Annotated in this window: 16 protein-coding genes; 10 read left to right on the forward strand and 6 right to left on the reverse strand. The window is 56.9% G+C overall.

Features of this window, described 5'->3' with window-relative positions; all coding sequences use genetic code 11:
* Positions 1 to 120 precede the first annotated feature (120 nt).
* Positions 121 to 300: a hypothetical protein gene (locus AC5EFR_RS12975; RefSeq protein ID WP_493576219.1), complete on the forward strand. Its 180-nt coding sequence runs from the start codon at positions 121 to 123 to the stop codon at positions 298 to 300.
* A gap of 159 nt (positions 301 to 459) precedes the next feature.
* On the opposite strand, the gene AC5EFR_RS12980 is transcribed toward AC5EFR_RS12975, so the two are convergent.
* Together AC5EFR_RS12980 and AC5EFR_RS12985 are read right to left on the reverse strand one after the other, a co-directional pair.
* Entirely contained in the window at positions 460 to 1,242 is a 783-nt protein-coding gene (locus AC5EFR_RS12980) for a Bax inhibitor-1/YccA family protein (RefSeq protein WP_493576220.1), read from the reverse strand.
* A 113-nt stretch (positions 1,243 to 1,355) separates the two neighbouring features.
* Positions 1,356 to 1,562, reverse strand: a complete 207-nt coding sequence (locus tag AC5EFR_RS12985) for a DUF1127 domain-containing protein (RefSeq protein ID WP_493576221.1) — start codon at positions 1,560 to 1,562, stop codon at positions 1,356 to 1,358.
* Positions 1,563 to 1,687: 125 nt separating this feature from the next.
* On the opposite strand from AC5EFR_RS12985, the gene AC5EFR_RS12990 reads away from it, so the two are divergent.
* A complete protein-coding gene (locus AC5EFR_RS12990; RefSeq protein ID WP_299925603.1) occupies positions 1,688 to 2,536 on the forward strand; it encodes a LysR family transcriptional regulator in 849 nt (282 codons plus the stop codon).
* A gap of 10 nt (positions 2,537 to 2,546) precedes the next feature.
* Here AC5EFR_RS12990 and AC5EFR_RS12995 read toward each other — a convergent pair whose 3' ends face one another.
* Together AC5EFR_RS12995 and AC5EFR_RS13000 are read right to left on the reverse strand one after the other, a co-directional pair.
* Positions 2,547 to 2,957, reverse strand: a complete 411-nt coding sequence (locus tag AC5EFR_RS12995; protein WP_493576222.1) for a hypothetical protein — start codon at positions 2,955 to 2,957, stop codon at positions 2,547 to 2,549.
* Positions 2,958 to 3,016: 59 nt separating this feature from the next.
* A complete protein-coding gene (locus tag AC5EFR_RS13000; protein WP_493576223.1) occupies positions 3,017 to 4,027 on the reverse strand; it encodes an alkane 1-monooxygenase in 1,011 nt (336 codons plus the stop codon).
* A gap of 179 nt (positions 4,028 to 4,206) precedes the next feature.
* Between AC5EFR_RS13000 and AC5EFR_RS13005 the strand changes: the two genes are divergently transcribed.
* Positions 4,207 to 5,892, forward strand: a complete 1,686-nt coding sequence (locus AC5EFR_RS13005; protein ID WP_493576224.1) for an NAD(P)H-dependent oxidoreductase subunit E — start codon at positions 4,207 to 4,209, stop codon at positions 5,890 to 5,892.
* A 110-nt stretch (positions 5,893 to 6,002) separates the two neighbouring features.
* Positions 6,003 to 6,626 carry a lysoplasmalogenase family protein gene (locus tag AC5EFR_RS13010; protein ID WP_493576225.1) on the forward strand — a complete coding sequence of 208 codons (624 nt, stop codon included), beginning with the start codon at positions 6,003 to 6,005 and terminating at the stop codon, positions 6,624 to 6,626.
* On the opposite strand, the gene AC5EFR_RS13015 is transcribed toward AC5EFR_RS13010, so the two are convergent.
* Positions 6,623 to 7,522: a lytic transglycosylase domain-containing protein gene (locus AC5EFR_RS13015; protein ID WP_493576226.1), complete on the reverse strand. Its 900-nt coding sequence runs from the start codon at positions 7,520 to 7,522 to the stop codon at positions 6,623 to 6,625. The two genes, AC5EFR_RS13010 and AC5EFR_RS13015, sit on opposite strands and share 4 nt — an antisense overlap.
* Before the next feature lie 100 nt (positions 7,523 to 7,622).
* Here AC5EFR_RS13015 and ftsY point away from each other — a divergent pair, with 100 nt between their 5' ends.
* The 3 genes from ftsY (at position 7,623) to AC5EFR_RS13030 (ending at position 10,518) form a co-directional block, all read left to right on the forward strand.
* Positions 7,623 to 8,879, forward strand: coding sequence for a signal recognition particle-docking protein FtsY (gene ftsY, locus AC5EFR_RS13020; protein ID WP_493576227.1), 1,257 nt, complete (start codon positions 7,623 to 7,625; stop codon positions 8,877 to 8,879).
* Between the two features lie 82 nt (positions 8,880 to 8,961).
* A complete protein-coding gene (locus AC5EFR_RS13025) occupies positions 8,962 to 9,864 on the forward strand; it encodes an EamA family transporter (RefSeq protein ID WP_493576228.1) in 903 nt (300 codons plus the stop codon).
* A gap of 33 nt (positions 9,865 to 9,897) precedes the next feature.
* On the forward strand, positions 9,898 to 10,518 hold the full coding sequence (locus tag AC5EFR_RS13030) for an inner membrane-spanning protein YciB (protein ID WP_493576229.1): 621 nt from the start codon (positions 9,898 to 9,900) through the stop codon (positions 10,516 to 10,518).
* Positions 10,519 to 10,584: 66 nt separating this feature from the next.
* Here the strand turns inward: AC5EFR_RS13030 and AC5EFR_RS13035 are convergent, their stop codons facing one another.
* A complete protein-coding gene (locus tag AC5EFR_RS13035; protein WP_493576230.1) occupies positions 10,585 to 11,019 on the reverse strand; it encodes an Lrp/AsnC family transcriptional regulator in 435 nt (144 codons plus the stop codon).
* A 111-nt stretch (positions 11,020 to 11,130) separates the two neighbouring features.
* Here AC5EFR_RS13035 and AC5EFR_RS13040 point away from each other — a divergent pair, with 111 nt between their 5' ends.
* The 3 genes from AC5EFR_RS13040 (at position 11,131) to AC5EFR_RS13050 (ending at position 15,670) form a co-directional block, all read left to right on the forward strand.
* Positions 11,131 to 12,252 (forward strand): type III PLP-dependent enzyme, encoded by a 1,122-nt coding sequence (locus AC5EFR_RS13040; protein WP_493576231.1) that lies wholly within the window; start codon positions 11,131 to 11,133, stop codon positions 12,250 to 12,252.
* Between the two features lie 75 nt (positions 12,253 to 12,327).
* Entirely contained in the window at positions 12,328 to 14,640 is a 2,313-nt protein-coding gene (locus AC5EFR_RS13045) for a xanthine dehydrogenase family protein molybdopterin-binding subunit (protein ID WP_493576232.1), read from the forward strand.
* Positions 14,603 to 15,670 (forward strand): T6SS phospholipase effector Tle1-like catalytic domain-containing protein, encoded by a 1,068-nt coding sequence (locus AC5EFR_RS13050; RefSeq protein ID WP_493576233.1) that lies wholly within the window; start codon positions 14,603 to 14,605, stop codon positions 15,668 to 15,670. Before AC5EFR_RS13045 ends, AC5EFR_RS13050 begins: the two co-directional genes overlap by 38 nt.
* Positions 15,671 to 15,767: the final 97 nt, after the last annotated feature.

The raw sequence follows: 15,767 nt of genomic DNA on the forward strand, positions 1-15,767 counted from the left end.
CGTCACTGTGGCCGAACACTGAATGGGGCCGGGCCTAATGTTGGTTGGGGTGGTTTCCAGAGGCGGGGCGACTGGGACTTCGGTTTTGGTCAGCACCCTGAGTGGTTTGGTCGCTTCCCTTTGAGTGCGCAAGGGGCGCACACAGGCGCGCGCAGGGAGCCGCACATTCCCTATGTGACCTTTCTCTTGCCCCCATCGCGGCGCAACCTGTTGGCGCTGCCTCTGATCGGGGCAGAGTTTGTCGGGGACGTCGATTACAATGGTGAGCTGTTCCGAAAATATCGTTTGGAAACGGCCTGATAGGCTGCAATCTATGGAGTTGGCGAGGGCACGAGGGCAGTCAAGCGGTGCTGCCGTTTTAGGTCATCCTCTGGGCCGCTCATCCCATATCCTAGCATTCCAAAACAAAAGGGCCGGTCGCAATGACCGGCCCTTGGTTTGATTGTCTGACGAAAACGCTTATTCGCGGTTGCCGAGCAGTTGGAGCAGGAACATGAACATGTTGATGAAGTCCAAGTACAGGTTCAGCGCGCCGCTGATCGCTGCCTTGGCCAACCATTCCTGATCGCCATGCTGAGCGTGCTGGATGTAAACATTCTTGATGTTTTGCGTGTCATAGGCGGTAAGGCCCGCAAAGATCAGCACACCCAGAACCGAAATCGCCAGCTGCATGATGCCGGAACCCAGGAAGATGTTGACGACCGAGGCAACCAGAATGCCAATCACACCCATGATCAAGAAAGAACCCCAACCGGAGATGTCTTTCTTGGTGGTGTAACCCCAGAGCGATAGACCCGCAAAGGCGACGGCGGTGATCAGGAAGACCTGAATGATCGAATAGCCAGTGTACATCAGGAAGATCGAGCTAATCGACAGACCCATCAGAGCAGCAAAGGCAAAGAACGCCAATTGTACGCCAGCGGCGGACAGGCGGTTCATCGCAGCGCCAAAGCCAAAGAAGATAAAGGCCAGCGGCGCGAACATGATCACCCATTTCAACGGGCTCGCGTAGATCGCGTAGCCCAGATCGGTGAGATATGTGCCTTGGCGAACCATACCAGCCGCCTGCGACGGGTCGCTGGTCACTGCGAGGTTAGAAATCGCCCAAGCCGCAGCAAAGGTGATCAACATGCCTATAGACATAGTGCTATAGACTTTATTCATATGGGCGCGAAGCCCTGCATCGATCGTCGCAGAGCGGGCACCAATGCCAGCCGAGCGGACCGTGTCAAATTCAGCCATTAAAGCCTCCGTAACGAAAACCTGCCGCGCAAATGCACGGTTTCACGTTTAGATATTGGCCATGTGGCGCGGTATTTCAAGGAAATCCGCGCCTAAACCTGACATGAATTGTACTATTTTGACCAATGGTCCGGCGCATCCCAGAATGGGCGCGCGGCTTCGGATTGGGCTTGGGTCGCGCTAACGCCAATGTCATCTAGCGCTGCGGCATCCAGATTGGCCAAAGAGTGGCGTTGTTCGGCGGTGGCAAACCACTTGCGCAGCACGGTCAGGGGACGCAGGGATTTGGCGGGGGAAAAGCCTGTGGCAACACGGATCATGATGGTCTCCTTCAAAGTTTGTGATGGGGTTGCAGTTTTGTATGTTTGTTGTTGATGTATATGCGCCTCTGTGATTGATTTGTGAAACGAATGTTTTTGACGTCTTCCATCAAGGAATGTGATCTATGCGCAATTTGGACATCACCACCCTGCGATCATTTATGGCTGTGGCCAATTCCGGCGGGGTCACCCGCGCCGCCGGGTTTTTGAATCTGACGCAATCGGCGGTGTCGATGCAGCTTAAACGGCTCGAAGAAACGCTGAACCTGCAACTGTTGGACCGCACAGGGCGGGGCGTGTCGCTTACGCCAGCGGGGGCGCAATTGTTGACCTATGCGCAAAAGATCGTCGATTTGAATGATGAGGCCTATGCCAAGCTAACCGATCAGAATTGGGAAGGTGACATTGTGTTGGGCGTGCCCGAGGACATTGTGTATCCGGTCATTCCCAAAGTGTTGCAGCGCATGGGGCGCACGCACCCAAGGGTCAAGGTTCAGCTGATGTCATCCTTTACCCGCACCCTGAAAGAGAAGTTTTCAAAAGGTGAGGCGGATATCATCCTGACCACCGAAACCGGCGTGGACAGCGGCGGCGAGACATTGACCAATGTGCCGCTCAAATGGGTCGGAACGCCCGGTGGGCAGGTCTGGAAAACGCGGCCCCTGCGCGTGGCGTTTTGCCGACGGTGTGTGTTTCGCGAAGACACCTTGAAGCGTCTGGATGCGGCGGGCATCGAATGGGAGATGGCCGTGGATTCCGATAGCGAAACCACGGTGGATGCCACGGTGAGCGCCGATTTGGCGGTAACGGTCAAACTTGAGGGGCACGCACCGCCGTATCTAGAACAAATCGACGGGTCGAACACCTTGCCGGATTTGGGCACGCAGCGGATCAACCTCTATGCGGGTACGGGCAAGACGCAATTGGTCGATACGCTCAAAACCTATCTACGGCAGGGCATGGCCGAGGTCTAAACCCGCCGGGTTAGACGCCGATCTCTGGCCCCAGACACATCATGGGTTCATCGTTTTGTTGAGCTTCGTACAGGACGGTACTTGATGGGTCATTTTGGAAAACAGCGCGCAACCCTTCGCCCTCTTTGAAGAACGACCAGCATTGCGGGTCGGGCGTGTCTTCGTAGACGAAACAGATTTGCCCGGCCTCTTCGTACCAATATCCGTCTTTGCATTTGCCATCGAGAAAGGACCAGCGGACCTTGCGGTTGCTAAGGTATTCTTCGACGCCGTAGGCCTGACCGGCCATGCCGAAATACAATGTTTTGCCGGTGACATAGGATTCGAAGTCACTGGCAGAGAGCGCGTCTGCGGCCCAAGCGGGCAGGGCGGAGGTGGAGACAATTAGGGCACTGAGGACGGAGGCAAGAATCTGTTTCATGGCCCATCTTGTGCCAGAAGCGGCGCGATGCCGAAAGTCAGGCTTTCCCTGCCACCGGGCTATGGGCGAGGTGCCGCCCATTTTTCCACGCGCTTGTCCATCACCCTACGCCAAATCGGCGGAACCAAAGCCAGAACCGCCATCACCGGAAGGGATTGCGGCAGGATAGGCATGGCGTCCCGGTCGAGTTCGAGGCCGGGATAGGGGCGGTTTGGATGTGAATGATGGTCGGAATGGCGCGGCGCATTGAGCATGAGCGCCGAAGAAAAGCCATGCGGGCTATTCCAGCTATGCTGGGGCCCAACGGGTTCCCATTTGCCCGGTGCGATTTCGGCGCGGCGCAAGCCGTAGTGTTGCACATAGTCAGAGAGAAGCAGTTGGATTTGCGCATAGGTAGATAGGCCGAGCAAGGCCAAAACACCGCCCCAACCGCCGATGAGCACCGCGATGGTTATCGAAGCCACCGCATAGGCGGTGTAAATGGCGTAGGGGTGCAGCCCCTTGCCTTTGCGAAATTTCGATTCGGCCCGAAAGCCTTGCCGCAGTGCCCCAACCCACGCGCGCCCCGCGAAATGATAAAAGTTCTGACCCAGTCGCGCCGAATTTGGATCCTGTGCGGTGGCGGCGTGAATGTGATGCACACGGACATGGGCCGAGGCATGAAAGCCAAAGAGCACCGAGCTATAGACCGCAACGCCCAAGCGGTGCAGCGGGCGGGAGGATCGGTGGATCAATTCATGAGCATTGGAATTGCTCACCTGACCTAGAAACAGGGACAGGGCAAAGAAAATCAGGACTTTGTCTAGCGTCGTCAGGCCTGATGCGGAGATCGCCCAGACCCCGCCATAGAGCAGGGGGAAATGCAACAGGCCAAGCGCAGCGGACAGGCCGTTGCCAGCGGGAAATTCGGCCCCTGGATGATCAGGGGCGGCCATCGCGGTCAGCTTGTCCATGAAAAAGGTGAAAACGGTGATATAAAGCAGGGCCGCAGCGCCAAACATGCCACCAAACAACATGGCCAGCGCCAAACACGCCACCATTCCCAGTGTCACAGCGGTAAATCGACCCATTTCGGCCCCCTTTGATGTCCGCCCATTTGCTCCCTTGTCCTACCTCTATCGGAACCAAGCGTCACTATCGGATGAATTCGGGCGGAAATTAGGGCGCACATACGTGTGTTTCTGTCGTTTTTCATCTGCGCTTGGTGTGGGCGGCGGGCTAGAGTGAGCGCAAGATTTAGGAGACGCGCATGGCACTTGATGATCGCAAAGGTGTTTGGAAATCCGGCAAAGGCAAAGGCCGCCGCACGCCCAAGGGACGGCAGCTGGATGATACGGCTTTGGCGCAGGTGCAGGCGCTGATTGGGGGACGTCCCATTCGGCGCGACCTGCTGATCGAGTATTTGCACCTTGTTCAGGATGAATACGGGCATCTTTCGGCGGCGCATTTGCGTGCGTTGGCAGAATTGTTGCGCATTGGTCAGGCCGAGGTCTATGAGGTCGCGACATTCTACGCGCATTTTGATGTGGTCAAAGAGGCGGAAACCCCGCCGCCGGCGCTTACCATTCGGGTCTGTGATAGCCTGTCTTGTGAATTGGCTGGGGCCGAGCAGCTGCAAAAAGCGCTCGAAGATGGGATGGACCCGGCCAAGGTACGGGTGCTGCGCGCGCCGTGCATGGGGCGGTGTGACACCGCACCGACGGTTGAGCTTGGCCATAATCACATTGATTTTGCCACGCCGGACAAGATTTTGGCGGCAATTGAAGCCGGGGACACCCATCCGAAAATCCCGGAGTACGAGGGTTTTGCGACCTACAAATCCGCTGGCGGATATAAGGAATTGGCCGAGCTGCGGGCCAAAGGTGATCCGGTCACCGTGCAAGAGGACATCCTAAGCTCGGGTTTGCGCGGTTTGGGTGGGGCCGGGTTCCCCTCGGGGCGCAAGTGGGACTTTGTTCGCGCCGAAGCCGGTCCGCGCTATTTGGCGGTAAATGGTGATGAGGGCGAGCCGGGCACATTCAAAGATCGCTATCACCTTGAAAGGGAACCACATTTGTTCCTTGAAGGCATGTTGATTGCAGCCTGGTCGATCGAGGCCGAGACGTGTTTCATCTATATGCGCGACGAATATCCGGCGGTTTTGGAAATCCTGCGCCGTGAGATTGCGGCATTGGAACAGGCAGGCATCGTTGAGCCGGGTTATATTGATCTGCGCCGTGGGGCCGGGGCCTATATTTGCGGCGAAGAAAGCGCGATGATCGAAAGCATCGAAGGCAAACGCGGCTTGCCGCGCCATCGCCCGCCCTTTGTCGCACAGGTCGGCATCTTTGGCCGCCCAACCTTGGTCCACAATGTTGAGACGCTTTATTGGGTTGGCAAAATTTGCCGCGAAGGGCCAGAAGTCTTTAGCTCGGTTGAGAAAAATGGCCGTACCGGTCTTCGCAATTATTCGGTGTCGGGACGGGTGAAAAATCCGGGTGTGCATTTGTTGCCCGCCGGATCGACCATCACCGATGTGATCGAGGCCGCGGGCGGTATGTTGGATGGTCACGCGTTCAAAGCCTATCAACCAGGCGGCCCATCATCCGGATTGTTACCCGCCAGCATGGCCGACATCCCGTTGGATTTTGACACGCTGCAACCACATGGCACCTTTATTGGCTCTGCCGCTGTTGTGGTTCTATCGGACCAAGACAGCGCCCGCGATGCCGCGTTGAACATGTTGCGGTTCTTTGAGGATGAAAGCTGTGGCCAATGTACCCCGTGCCGGGTTGGCTGTGAAAAGGCGGTCAAGCTGATGCAGGCCGAACACTGGGATCAGAACCTTCTTGAAGAGCTCAGCAACGCCATGGTTGATACGTCGATTTGTGGCTTGGGACAGGCGGCACCGAATCCGATCCGACTAACGATCAAGCACTTCGCCGACGAGATATGACATAAGTCCTGTTTGCATTGCGGTTTTGATTGGTGTCTTTCAAAGGCTCCTTTGACCCCAACGCGATGTGAGCAGGACAAGTCATGACACCAAGCCCCAGTGACCCCCAAATGAGCTTTGCCCTTTTGGCAATCATGTCCGGGCTTTGCGCCGTGATTTATCCGTTTTTGACCTCGCTGACTTGGTCACGGAGCCTCGTCAAAACGCTGGCAATTGCCCCTTTGGCGGTCTGGTCCCATATGATCGGCTTCCCGGTTTTGGCGGCTGGTTTGGCCTTGTCTGCTATCGGTGATCTGGCCTTGTCGCGCCCCGGAGATCGCGCCTTTCTCGTTGGAATGCTTAGCTTTGCCGCCGCCCATCTGATCTATGCGTGGATGTTTTATGCGGGTGGTTTGGTTCCGTTGGGGGGCTGGCAAAGCCTTGCCCTCGTGCCTGTTATTGGCATCGCGCTTTGGCTTGGGCCGGTTTTCGCAGCCAAGGCTGGTGCCTTGGCGTTGCCGGTTCTTGTCTATGTAGGGATTATTGGTGTGATGGGGGCAACGGCGGTGATGCAACCGATGGGGGCCGGGCAGGTGATTGCGCTAATCGGGGCGCTGTTGTTTATGGCTTCGGACGCGATTTTAGGGCAGGAAAAGTTCCTAAACCGCCACTGGCCGGGGCAAGGCTTGGCGATTTGGGGGCTTTACTACGCGGCCCAAGTTGCTTTGTTTATTGGCTTTGTCTGGATCGGTTAGCGGTTACGATAAACCGCGCAAATACAGCCGCTTGATTTCAATCGACGGCACAGTTTCCAAGCGCTGTCACGGCTATTGCGACCGATGCGGGCCATGAAATACCCACCTTTGGGGCTGGCGCGGCTTTTCTGCCAAACCAGATCGGGTTTTTCACCTTTGACCGTGGCCGAACAGCGGCGCGACCGTTCTTTGTATTGGGCAAGGGCGCGCTTTTTCGTCACGCCAAAGGCCATCTGAACCCCCCATTTTTTCAGCTTGGGTTCTGGTGGCTCAAGGGGGGGGTATTTGGACAACTTCCGTTTGCGCGCCAATTCGTAACAGGCCTGTTGAAACGGTTTGTCCTTTTGCAACCGATAGTCATGGGTTTTGGGTGGGTTATGCGCCCAAACCTCGGCGGGGAATCCGGTGATGATTTTAACGTAATTGACGGTTTCACGGGCAAGGCCGCCGGTGCCTGCCATCAACCCTTTGGCGCGTCGTTCGCCGCCGTTGTAGCCAATCGCGGCAAGGCCATGATTGCCAAAACGCACCGACATGTCGCCAAGGTATTCCGCCGAATATTCAAGGGCTTGGGCGGGATTGTAGGGGTCGCGTAACCCGCGGAGTTTGGCCGTCGAGGGAATAAACTGCGCAATGCCACGCGCATTGGCATGGCTAAGGGCATTGGGGTCAAAACGGCTTTCTTGCCAGATCAGCCGCGCAAAGAAACCGGGGTCAAGGTTGCTGTCTTTTGCAAAGGCCTCGATCGCCTGACAGGTGTCGAACACAAAATGGCTGGGTCGGATGCATTGCACCTGACCAAAGGCCCCGTCCGAACACATGGTGCCGGGTTCATCGGTGTCGGCCTGCGCCATACCCGCAAGCATGAGAAAACAAAGAAACGCGCGTAACATCATAGGGTCACATAAGGAGGTTTCTGCCCTCTGCGTCAACTGAGACTTTTATTGCGGCGCTGGCCGTATTAGGTGGAGGGAACAGTTATACACAGGCTCTGACATGTCTTTTTTCGGCAAGCTCAAAAATAAGTTGTTCAAATCTTCGTCCAAATTGGATGAGGGTCTTGATGCGATTGTACAAGAGGGAGGCGAAGAAGCCGCTCCAGATGTGAATGTGCAAGAGGCCGTCGCGCCAAAAGCGGCACCTGAGGTTGTGGAGGATACGCCTGCGTCACCAGAGGTCATCGAGGCCCCCGACGCAACGGGCACCCCGGAAGAGGAGGTGGTTCCAGACGTTGAGCCAGATTTGGACCCGGTGGAAGACGCAACCTCAGAAACCGATCAAGGTGATGTTGAAGAACCGGAACTGGTCCGTTCGTCCGATCCATTGCAAGACGTGGTCGCGGCCGCCCCAGAAGAGACGACCAAGCCCGGTATTTTGGGCCGTTTGCTGGGGCGTTCAAACGAGAGCACAGAAGTGCGCCGGGTGCTCGATGACGACATGCTCGAAAGCCTTGAAGAGCTGTTGATCCAATCGGATATGGGGGTTGAGACGGCTTTGAGGGTCTCGGCCAATATCGCCGAAGGGCGCATGGGCAAGCGCCTATCCGTGACCGAAATCAAAGGGCTTTTGGCGGCGGAAGTGGCCCGTATCATGGAACCCGTGGCCAAACCCTTGCCACTCTATCCAACAAAGCCGCAGGTGGTTCTGGTCGTGGGTGTGAATGGGTCGGGCAAGACGACAACCATCGGCAAACTGGCTTCGCAATTCCGTGCGGCGGGCAAAAAGGTGGTGATTGCCGCCGGGGATACCTTCCGTGCTGCGGCGGTTGAACAGTTGCAAGTTTGGGGCGATCGCGCCGGTGTTCCGGTTTTGACGGCCCCCGAAGGGTCGGACCCCGCCAGCCTTGCCTATGACGCGATGACCAAAGCCCAAGAAGAAGGGGCCGATTTGTTGATGATCGACACAGCGGGCCGGTTGCAAAACCGCCAGGACCTCATGGAAGAGCTGGCCAAAATCGTCCGGGTGATCCGCAAGAAAGACCCCGATGCGCCTCACAACACCTTGTTGGTTCTGGATGCGACCACGGGCCAAAACGCGGTGACGCAGGTCGATATGTTCCGCAAAATCTCGGACGTGTCCGGCTTGGTGATGACCAAGCTTGATGGCACCGCCCGTGGTGGGGTTCTTGTCTCGCTTGCCGATAAATTCGGTCTGCCCATTCACGCCATTGGCGTCGGAGAGCAGATTGATGATCTTGCCCCCTTTGATCCCGAGGAATTTGCCGCGGCCCTGACCGGGCTTGACCAATCCTGATTTTCATCTCGCCAGGTAAACTCCGGGGGGCTCCGCGGCGACACGCGGAGGGGGGCTGGCCCCCAAATGCAGGACGGGTGTCATGAGCGATTGGTTGATTTCCCTCGAAGGCACAGAGGCTGGGCACCAATTGGCGCTTGTTCTGGCCTTGATGGCCGCCTTTTTGCACGCCTGTTTTGGAGCCCTGCAAAAAGGCCGTCATGATCCGTGGCTATCTCGTGGGGCGATCGACGGGATGTACGGGCTTATCGCAATGCCTTTTGCGTTGTTTGTCGTGCCGTGGCCGGAACCGCATATGTGGCTGATCTTCCTTGGCGCGTTTGTCATCCACGGCTGCTACAAACTGCTTCAGGTCGCCTCTTATGCGCGCGGGGCCTTTACGGTTGTTTACCCGGTCATGCGCGGCATGGGGCCGTTGTTCACGGTGATTGGGGCGTCGATTGTCTTTGGGGAAAGCTTTGAGCCGTTGCAATGGTTTGGCGTGGCAATTCTGTTGGTCGGGATTTTTGGTCTGGCGGTATACAATTACTTGTATCTGGAAACCGAACGGGACACGCTGATCCCGGCGCTGCTACTGGCACTTGCGACCGGGGTCTTTGTGGCGCTCTACACCACCTTTGATGCCTATGGGATTCGCGCCACCGCCAATCCTTTTACCTTTCTGGCGTGGTTCTTTTTCATTGACGGGTTTTTGATGCCGCTGATTGCGGTGCGTCATTGGCGACGTTTGGCAGTCCAGCCTGACTTGCCGCCTTTGATGTTGCGCGGGGTTGTTGGGGCCGGGATTGCTATGGCCAGTTTTGGTTGTGTGATGATGGCGACACGGCTCGACAAAGTTGGCGAAGCAGCGGTTTTACGCGAAACATCCACCGTTTTTGCGGCGCTGATTGGCTGGCTGGTGTTGCGCGAAACGGTGGGGCCTCGGCGCATCGCTTTGATGGCTCTGATCGCTTTGGGGGCCGTTGTAGTTGAGCTTGGCGGGTAAAGCCCCTATCTGGAACTCAAAGGAGCGCCATTTATGACCCAAGCCGCCAATACCAAGCTCAAAGCCTTGCTCGAATACGGGCCACTGGTGGCGTTTTTCATCGCCTATCTCAAGCTCAAGGATGAGGTCTTCACCTTTGGCGGTACCGAATATCAAGGGTTTATCGTGGTCACCGCCGGGTTCATCCCGCTGTTTTTGATTGCCACGGGTCTGTTGTGGAAGTTGACCGGACATCTCAGCCGGATGCAGGTGGTTACGGCGGTGTTGATCGTGGTTTTCGGCGGGCTAAGCGTATATTTCAACGACGAGCGGTTCTTTAAGATGAAGCCGACGCTCATCTATCTGTTGTTTGGCGGAGCTTTGGGCCTTGGGTTGCTGCGCGGGCAATCCTATCTGAAATCGGTGATGGAAGGATTGATGCCGCTAAAACAAGAGGGCTGGATGATCCTGACCAAGCGCGTCACCGGCCTGTTCCTTGGGCTGGCGGTGTTGAACGAAGTTATCTGGCGGAGCATGCCGACGGAAACTTGGGTGTATTTCAAGACCTTTGGCCTTCCGGCGGCGGTGTTCTTGTTCTTTATGTTTCAGGGCGGGTTGTTCAAAAAATACAGCATCGCAGAAGAATCTGTTGCCGAGGGCGACAAGGCGGAGTAAGCGCCGGAGAGCACCGCCTTTGACGGCTGTGCCCACCCGCCCACCCCACACCCGCCAAAACCGGAGCTATCCGGCGCGGTCGATCTTGGTAGAGAGATGGATCAGGCTTTCAGAGCTTTTCACCCCCTGCGCATCCCGGATGTCGTCGAGCCGTTCGTCGAGGTCTTCGGTGGTGTCTGCCCCCAGCGTCACGATGAGATCAAACCGGCCCGAGGTGGTGTGAACCGTTTCGACTTGGGGCAGAGTTTTGAGGCGTGCAACCACGGCCGCCGCCGCGCGTGGTTCGATCGACAAAAGGGCCGTGGCGCGTACCGGGGCACGCAACCCGGCGCCTTTGCGCAGGGTGAAACCGGCAATGGCACCGCGATCAATCAACCGATCAATCCGTGCCTGAACCGTGGTGCGGGCAATGCCCAAGCGCCGCGACAAATCCGCAACTGGAAGTCGGGCATTTTCTGACAGCAGCGCGATGAGTTTCAGATCTGTTTCGTCGTTTTGCATTTTCGGCCTTACAGATTGACAAAAATTTTCAGGCATATTGGCAGTTCCGACAGGTGAATTCGAGGGGAAACACACCCATTCTGGTTGGAACAGGCAAAGGACACGCGAAAAATGGGACATTTTGAACCGCTGGCGGAGACGCATGAGGTTTGGTTGCGCAGTGAGCAGCCCGATGAGCCGATCTTTTTCTTTCGCCCCGCGCAACTGCGGGCCACGGCGCAAGAGTTTCTAACCGGGTTTCCCGGCGAAGTGACCTATGCGGTCAAGGCCAATCCGCATGTCGATGTGTTGGCGGTTTTGGTGGATCAGGGTATCGAAGCCTTTGACGTAGCGTCGCCCGAGGAAATGATGCGGGTGCGGCAGGTTTTACCGAACGCTCGGCTGCATTATCACAACCCGATCCGGTCGCGGGACGAAATCGCCTTGGCGCGCTTGTACGGTGTGACAAGCTGGTCCGTGGATCGCATGAGCGAGTTGGACAAGCTTGGCGCGTTAGAAGGGGCCGAGGTTGCCGTTCGATTTAAGCTCCCGGTTGAGGGGGCTGCCTATGATTTTGGCTCCAAGTTTGGTGCGGAACCGGAGGCGGCGATTGCTTTGCTGAAGGCTGTTGCTGCGCGTGGTGGAATCCCGTCGATCACTTTTCATCCCGGCACTCAATGTCATGATGCGCAGGCTTGGGTGGCCTATATCCAGACGGCCGCCGATATGGCCGAACAGGCGGGCGTGACGCTTAATCGGTTAAATGTCGGGGGCGGGTTTCCGGCTCATCGCTGTGGCTTGTTGCCCGACCTGACCCGGATCTTCACTGCGATTGATGCCGCTGTGAACGAGTCCTTTGGGGCAAACCGTCCGGCTTTGGTCTGTGAACCGGGGCGTGGCATGGTGTCTGAGGCCTTTACCCTCGCGCTTCGGGTGAAATCTGTGTCTGATGACGCAGTGTTTTTGAATGACGGTATTTATGGTGGATTGAACGAGTGGCGTGATCTTGGCACCGGTGAGCGGGTCGAGCTTTTGGCCGATGAACATGATCAACCGGCCCCAAAAACCCGCGAACGTATCGTTTTTGGCCCGACCTGCGACAGCATCGACAGGTTGCCCAGCCCCTTGACGCTGCCAGATGGGATCGAAGAGGGAGATTTCCTTTTGTTCCATGGTATTGGGGCTTATTCTTTGGCGCAAGCCACACGGTTTAACGGCTATGGGGCGCATAAAGTTGTGACGTTGCGCAGCTAGGCGGCGTGCCGCTCTGGACAGGGCGGGTATTCGTACTAAAGTTCCCCTCGGCAAGCGTTTGCGCGAGGGGATTCCATGGACAAGTTCGGAAAAAGCCAATCAGTGGCACGGGTTGAAGACACTCGGTTGCTGATGGGGCAGGGGCGTTACGTTGATGACATTGCCCCGGATGGCGCGCTGCATGCCTATGTGTTTCGTTCCAGCGTGGCCCATGCAGAGATCACATCGCTAGATGTGTCCGAGGCGACCGCCTTGGACGGCGTTCATGCGGTGATCACCGCCGATGATTTGACGGCGGCCGGACTTGATACGGCAATGGTCTATACTTCGGCCCCAATGCGCGACGGGTCCAAAGCGCCGCGTCCCAAACGGCCGATTTTGGCCGAGGGTCGGGTGCGCTTTGTGGGCGAAGCGATTGCCGTCGTGATTGCCGAGACGTTGGACATTGCCAAAGACGCGGCTGAGCTGATTGAATTCGACTATGACGACCTGCCGGTTCACATGGATTTGACGCCTGGCGGCCCGGCAGTTCATGAAGAATGCCCCGATAACCGCGCTTTTGACTATGGTCTTGGTGACGAAGAGGCGACAGCGACAGCCTTGGCCAATGCGGCGCGGGTGGTCCGTTTGGAGGTTGGCGACAACCGTATCATCGTCAATGCGATGGAGCCGCGCGGCTGTTTTGCCGAATGGCAGGATGGACGGTTGCATCTCTCCTTTGGCGGGCAAGGGGTTTGGGGCATGAAGGACGAATTGGCGCGTGTCATGCATCTCGACAAAGAGAGCATTCGGGTCACCAACCCCGATGTTGGCGGCGGGTTCGGGATGAAGGCCATGGTCTATCCCGAATACTTTGTCGCCGCTTTTGCCGCCAAGGAGTTGGGGCGCCCGGTGCGTTGGATGTCGGATCGCACAGAAGCCATGTTGTCGGACAATGCGGGCCGAGATTTGGTCACCATGGTTGAGATGGGGTTTGATGACGCTAACCGGATCACCGGGTATCGGTTGCACACGTTCTCAAACCTTGGGGCGTATAATTCGCAATTTGCCCAGATGATCCAATCGTTTCTGTTTTCGCGTGTGTTGACGGGGGTTTATGACATTCCGGCCGCCTATATGCGCTGCGAAGGGATTTACACGAATACAACGCAGGTCGATGCCTACCGCGGGGCGGGGCGGCCCGAGGCGATCTATTTGATCGAACGGGTGATGGATCGTGCGGCGCGGGAGTTGGGCGTCGACCCGCAAGCGTTGCGGCGGTTGAATTTTATCAAACCTGATCAATTCCCCTATGATACAATCCCCGATGAAACCTATGATGTTGGCGATTTTGAGCGTGTTTTGAACCGGGCGGAGGACGAGGCGGACATCGCCGGATTTGCGGCACGGCGCGCGTCGTCGGAAAACGCCGGCAAGCTGCGGGGGTTGGGGTTATGTTACTATATCGAAAGCATTCTTGGTGCACCTGAGGAGGACGTGAAGGTCGCTTTCACCGACGAGGGTGGGGCAATCATTTATGTTGGAACGCAATCGAATGGGCAGGGGCATGAAACCGTGTTTGCCCAGTTCCTAGCCGATCAAACCGGCATTCCTGCCGACATGATTGAGGTTGTTCAAGGTGACTCAGATCAGATTGCCCGGGGCGGTGGCACCGGCGGGTCACGTTCTGTGACGGTGCAGACCAACGTGACACTCGAAGCGGTGTCCGCCATGGTGACGGGGTTTTCTGCGTTTTTGGCAGAACAAGCCGGGGCGGACCTTGAGGACGTCAGTTTTGACGATGAACGCTTTCGCATTTCAGGGTCAAATGTTTCGCCCACGATGTTGGAAGTCGCTCAGATGGCCCGAGAGGCCAGGCGTCAGGATTTGCTAACTTGGCAGGCCACGGCCAAGCTGCCCGGGCGCAGTTTCCCCAATGGCGCGCATTTCTGTGAAGTCGAAATTGATCCGGAGACCGGCGAAACATCCGTTGAAAAATATACGGTTGTTGATGATTTTGGTAACCTGATCAACCCTATGCTGGCGGAAGGTCAGGTTCACGGTGGCGTGGCGCAGGGCCTTGGACAGGCGTTGAGCGAGCATGTGGTTTATGACGAAGATGGTCAGCTGCTCACGGCGACGTTCATGGACTATGCGATGCCACGCGCCGATAATCTACCGATGATCCGCTTTGCGACCGAAGCGGTGCCGTCGACCACCAACCCGATGGGGATGAAGGGCTGTGGTGAGGCGGGCACCGTTGGGGCCATGGCGGCGGTCGCAAATGCGGTACAAGATGCGCTTTGGGCGCGTGGGATCAAACAGGCGGATATGCCATTCACGCCGCATAGGGTGTGGGAAATGTTGAGGGATGCAGACAATAGGGCCGACGGAAACAGGACTGACTGATAGGTTTTTTGGATGGATTCGGCGGCGCTTTGCCTCGGATCATTCCGCGCTGACGCCGCGGCGTGGGCCACGCGACCACGTCATCATTCTGGACGGCACCGCATCGACTTTGAAACGGGGTCAAGAAACCAATGCTGGCCTGACATTTCGACTTTTGAATGCTCATGGGCAAGCGTCGTTGTATTATGAGGCAGGCATCCAGTGGCGCGATTGGAAAAGCACCCATGAGGTGGTGTTGGGTCGCGGGATCAACCGTCAGATTCGACGCGCCTATGGGTACCTTGCGTCGCGCTACAAACCCGGTGATCGGATATTTCTGCTCGGATATTCGCGCGGGGCCTATGCGGTGCGGTCGCTTGCCGGGGTGATAGATCAGGTCGGTTTGCTCAGGGCGGAACATGCGACAGAACGCAATATTCGCCAGATTTACCGCCTGTATCGTTATGCGCCCAAAGGGACATCGGCGCAGGCCTTTGCGGGACTTTATTGTCACGAAAGTGCGCCGATAGAGGTGGTGGGCGTGTGGGATACGGTCAAAGCCTTGGGGCTGCGTTTGCCGGTGATCTGGCGGTTCATGGTGCAAAACCATGAGTTTCACAATCATGAGTTAGGTGATTCGATTCGCCATGGATTTCATGCTTTGGCCCATGATGAGACGCGTATGGCGTTTTCGCCGGTGCTTTGGACCTGTCGCGAGGACTATCAAGGACACGTCGATCAGGTGTGGTTTCGAGGGGCGCATGGCGACATTGGCGGGATGATCGGTGCCCATCAAGACGCCCGGCCATTGGCCAACATCCCATTGAATTGGATGCTAGAAAACCTTGAGCGCTGTGACTTGGATTTGCCAGAAGGCTGGCGAGGCATGTTTCCTGAAGATGCAAGCGCCCCATCGGTGGGAACCTGGCAGGGCTTTGGGAAACTCTTCTTGCTGCGCCGCAAGCGGAGTGTCGGAGAGGACCCGTCAGAACGTCTTCATTCCAGTTTTGAACAACCGCACCCGCCGGTTGGAACGCGCGCAATAAGTTGATGGCAAGATTTATTTTCACAAAAGGTTGATAGGGGTTTAAACTGTGACATGAATGCCTATTTTTTGTTCAGGACGCAGGATCGGAACCCCTGCGAAA

The sequence above is a fragment of the Pelagimonas sp. genome (genome assembly GCF_058892305.1).

What these genes read in the sequence shown, in the direction of transcription:
- AC5EFR_RS13025 (WP_493576228.1), top strand. Translation starts at nt 8,962, where the DNA reads ATGAGCGATTGGTTGATTTCCCTCGAAGGCACAGAGGCTGGGCACCAA.
- ftsY (WP_493576227.1), top strand. Translation starts at nt 7,623, where the DNA reads ATGTCTTTTTTCGGCAAGCTCAAAAATAAGTTGTTCAAATCTTCGTCC.
- AC5EFR_RS13005 (WP_493576224.1), top strand. Translation starts at nt 4,207, where the DNA reads ATGGCACTTGATGATCGCAAAGGTGTTTGGAAATCCGGCAAAGGCAAA.
- AC5EFR_RS13010 (WP_493576225.1), top strand. Translation starts at nt 6,003, where the DNA reads ATGAGCTTTGCCCTTTTGGCAATCATGTCCGGGCTTTGCGCCGTGATT.
- AC5EFR_RS13015 (WP_493576226.1), bottom strand. Translation starts at nt 7,522, where the DNA reads ATGATGTTACGCGCGTTTCTTTGTTTTCTCATGCTTGCGGGTATGGCG.
- AC5EFR_RS13000 (WP_493576223.1), bottom strand. Translation starts at nt 4,027, where the DNA reads ATGGGTCGATTTACCGCTGTGACACTGGGAATGGTGGCGTGTTTGGCG.
- AC5EFR_RS13045 (WP_493576232.1), top strand. Translation starts at nt 12,328, where the DNA reads ATGGACAAGTTCGGAAAAAGCCAATCAGTGGCACGGGTTGAAGACACT.
- AC5EFR_RS12980 (WP_493576220.1), bottom strand. Translation starts at nt 1,242, where the DNA reads ATGGCTGAATTTGACACGGTCCGCTCGGCTGGCATTGGTGCCCGCTCT.
- AC5EFR_RS13035 (WP_493576230.1), bottom strand. Translation starts at nt 11,019, where the DNA reads ATGCAAAACGACGAAACAGATCTGAAACTCATCGCGCTGCTGTCAGAA.
- AC5EFR_RS12990 (WP_299925603.1), top strand. Translation starts at nt 1,688, where the DNA reads ATGCGCAATTTGGACATCACCACCCTGCGATCATTTATGGCTGTGGCC.
- AC5EFR_RS13050 (WP_493576233.1), top strand. Translation starts at nt 14,603, where the DNA reads ATGCAGACAATAGGGCCGACGGAAACAGGACTGACTGATAGGTTTTTT.
- AC5EFR_RS13030 (WP_493576229.1), top strand. Translation starts at nt 9,898, where the DNA reads ATGACCCAAGCCGCCAATACCAAGCTCAAAGCCTTGCTCGAATACGGG.
- AC5EFR_RS13040 (WP_493576231.1), top strand. Translation starts at nt 11,131, where the DNA reads ATGGGACATTTTGAACCGCTGGCGGAGACGCATGAGGTTTGGTTGCGC.
- AC5EFR_RS12985 (WP_493576221.1), bottom strand. Translation starts at nt 1,562, where the DNA reads ATGATCCGTGTTGCCACAGGCTTTTCCCCCGCCAAATCCCTGCGTCCC.
- AC5EFR_RS12995 (WP_493576222.1), bottom strand. Translation starts at nt 2,957, where the DNA reads ATGAAACAGATTCTTGCCTCCGTCCTCAGTGCCCTAATTGTCTCCACC.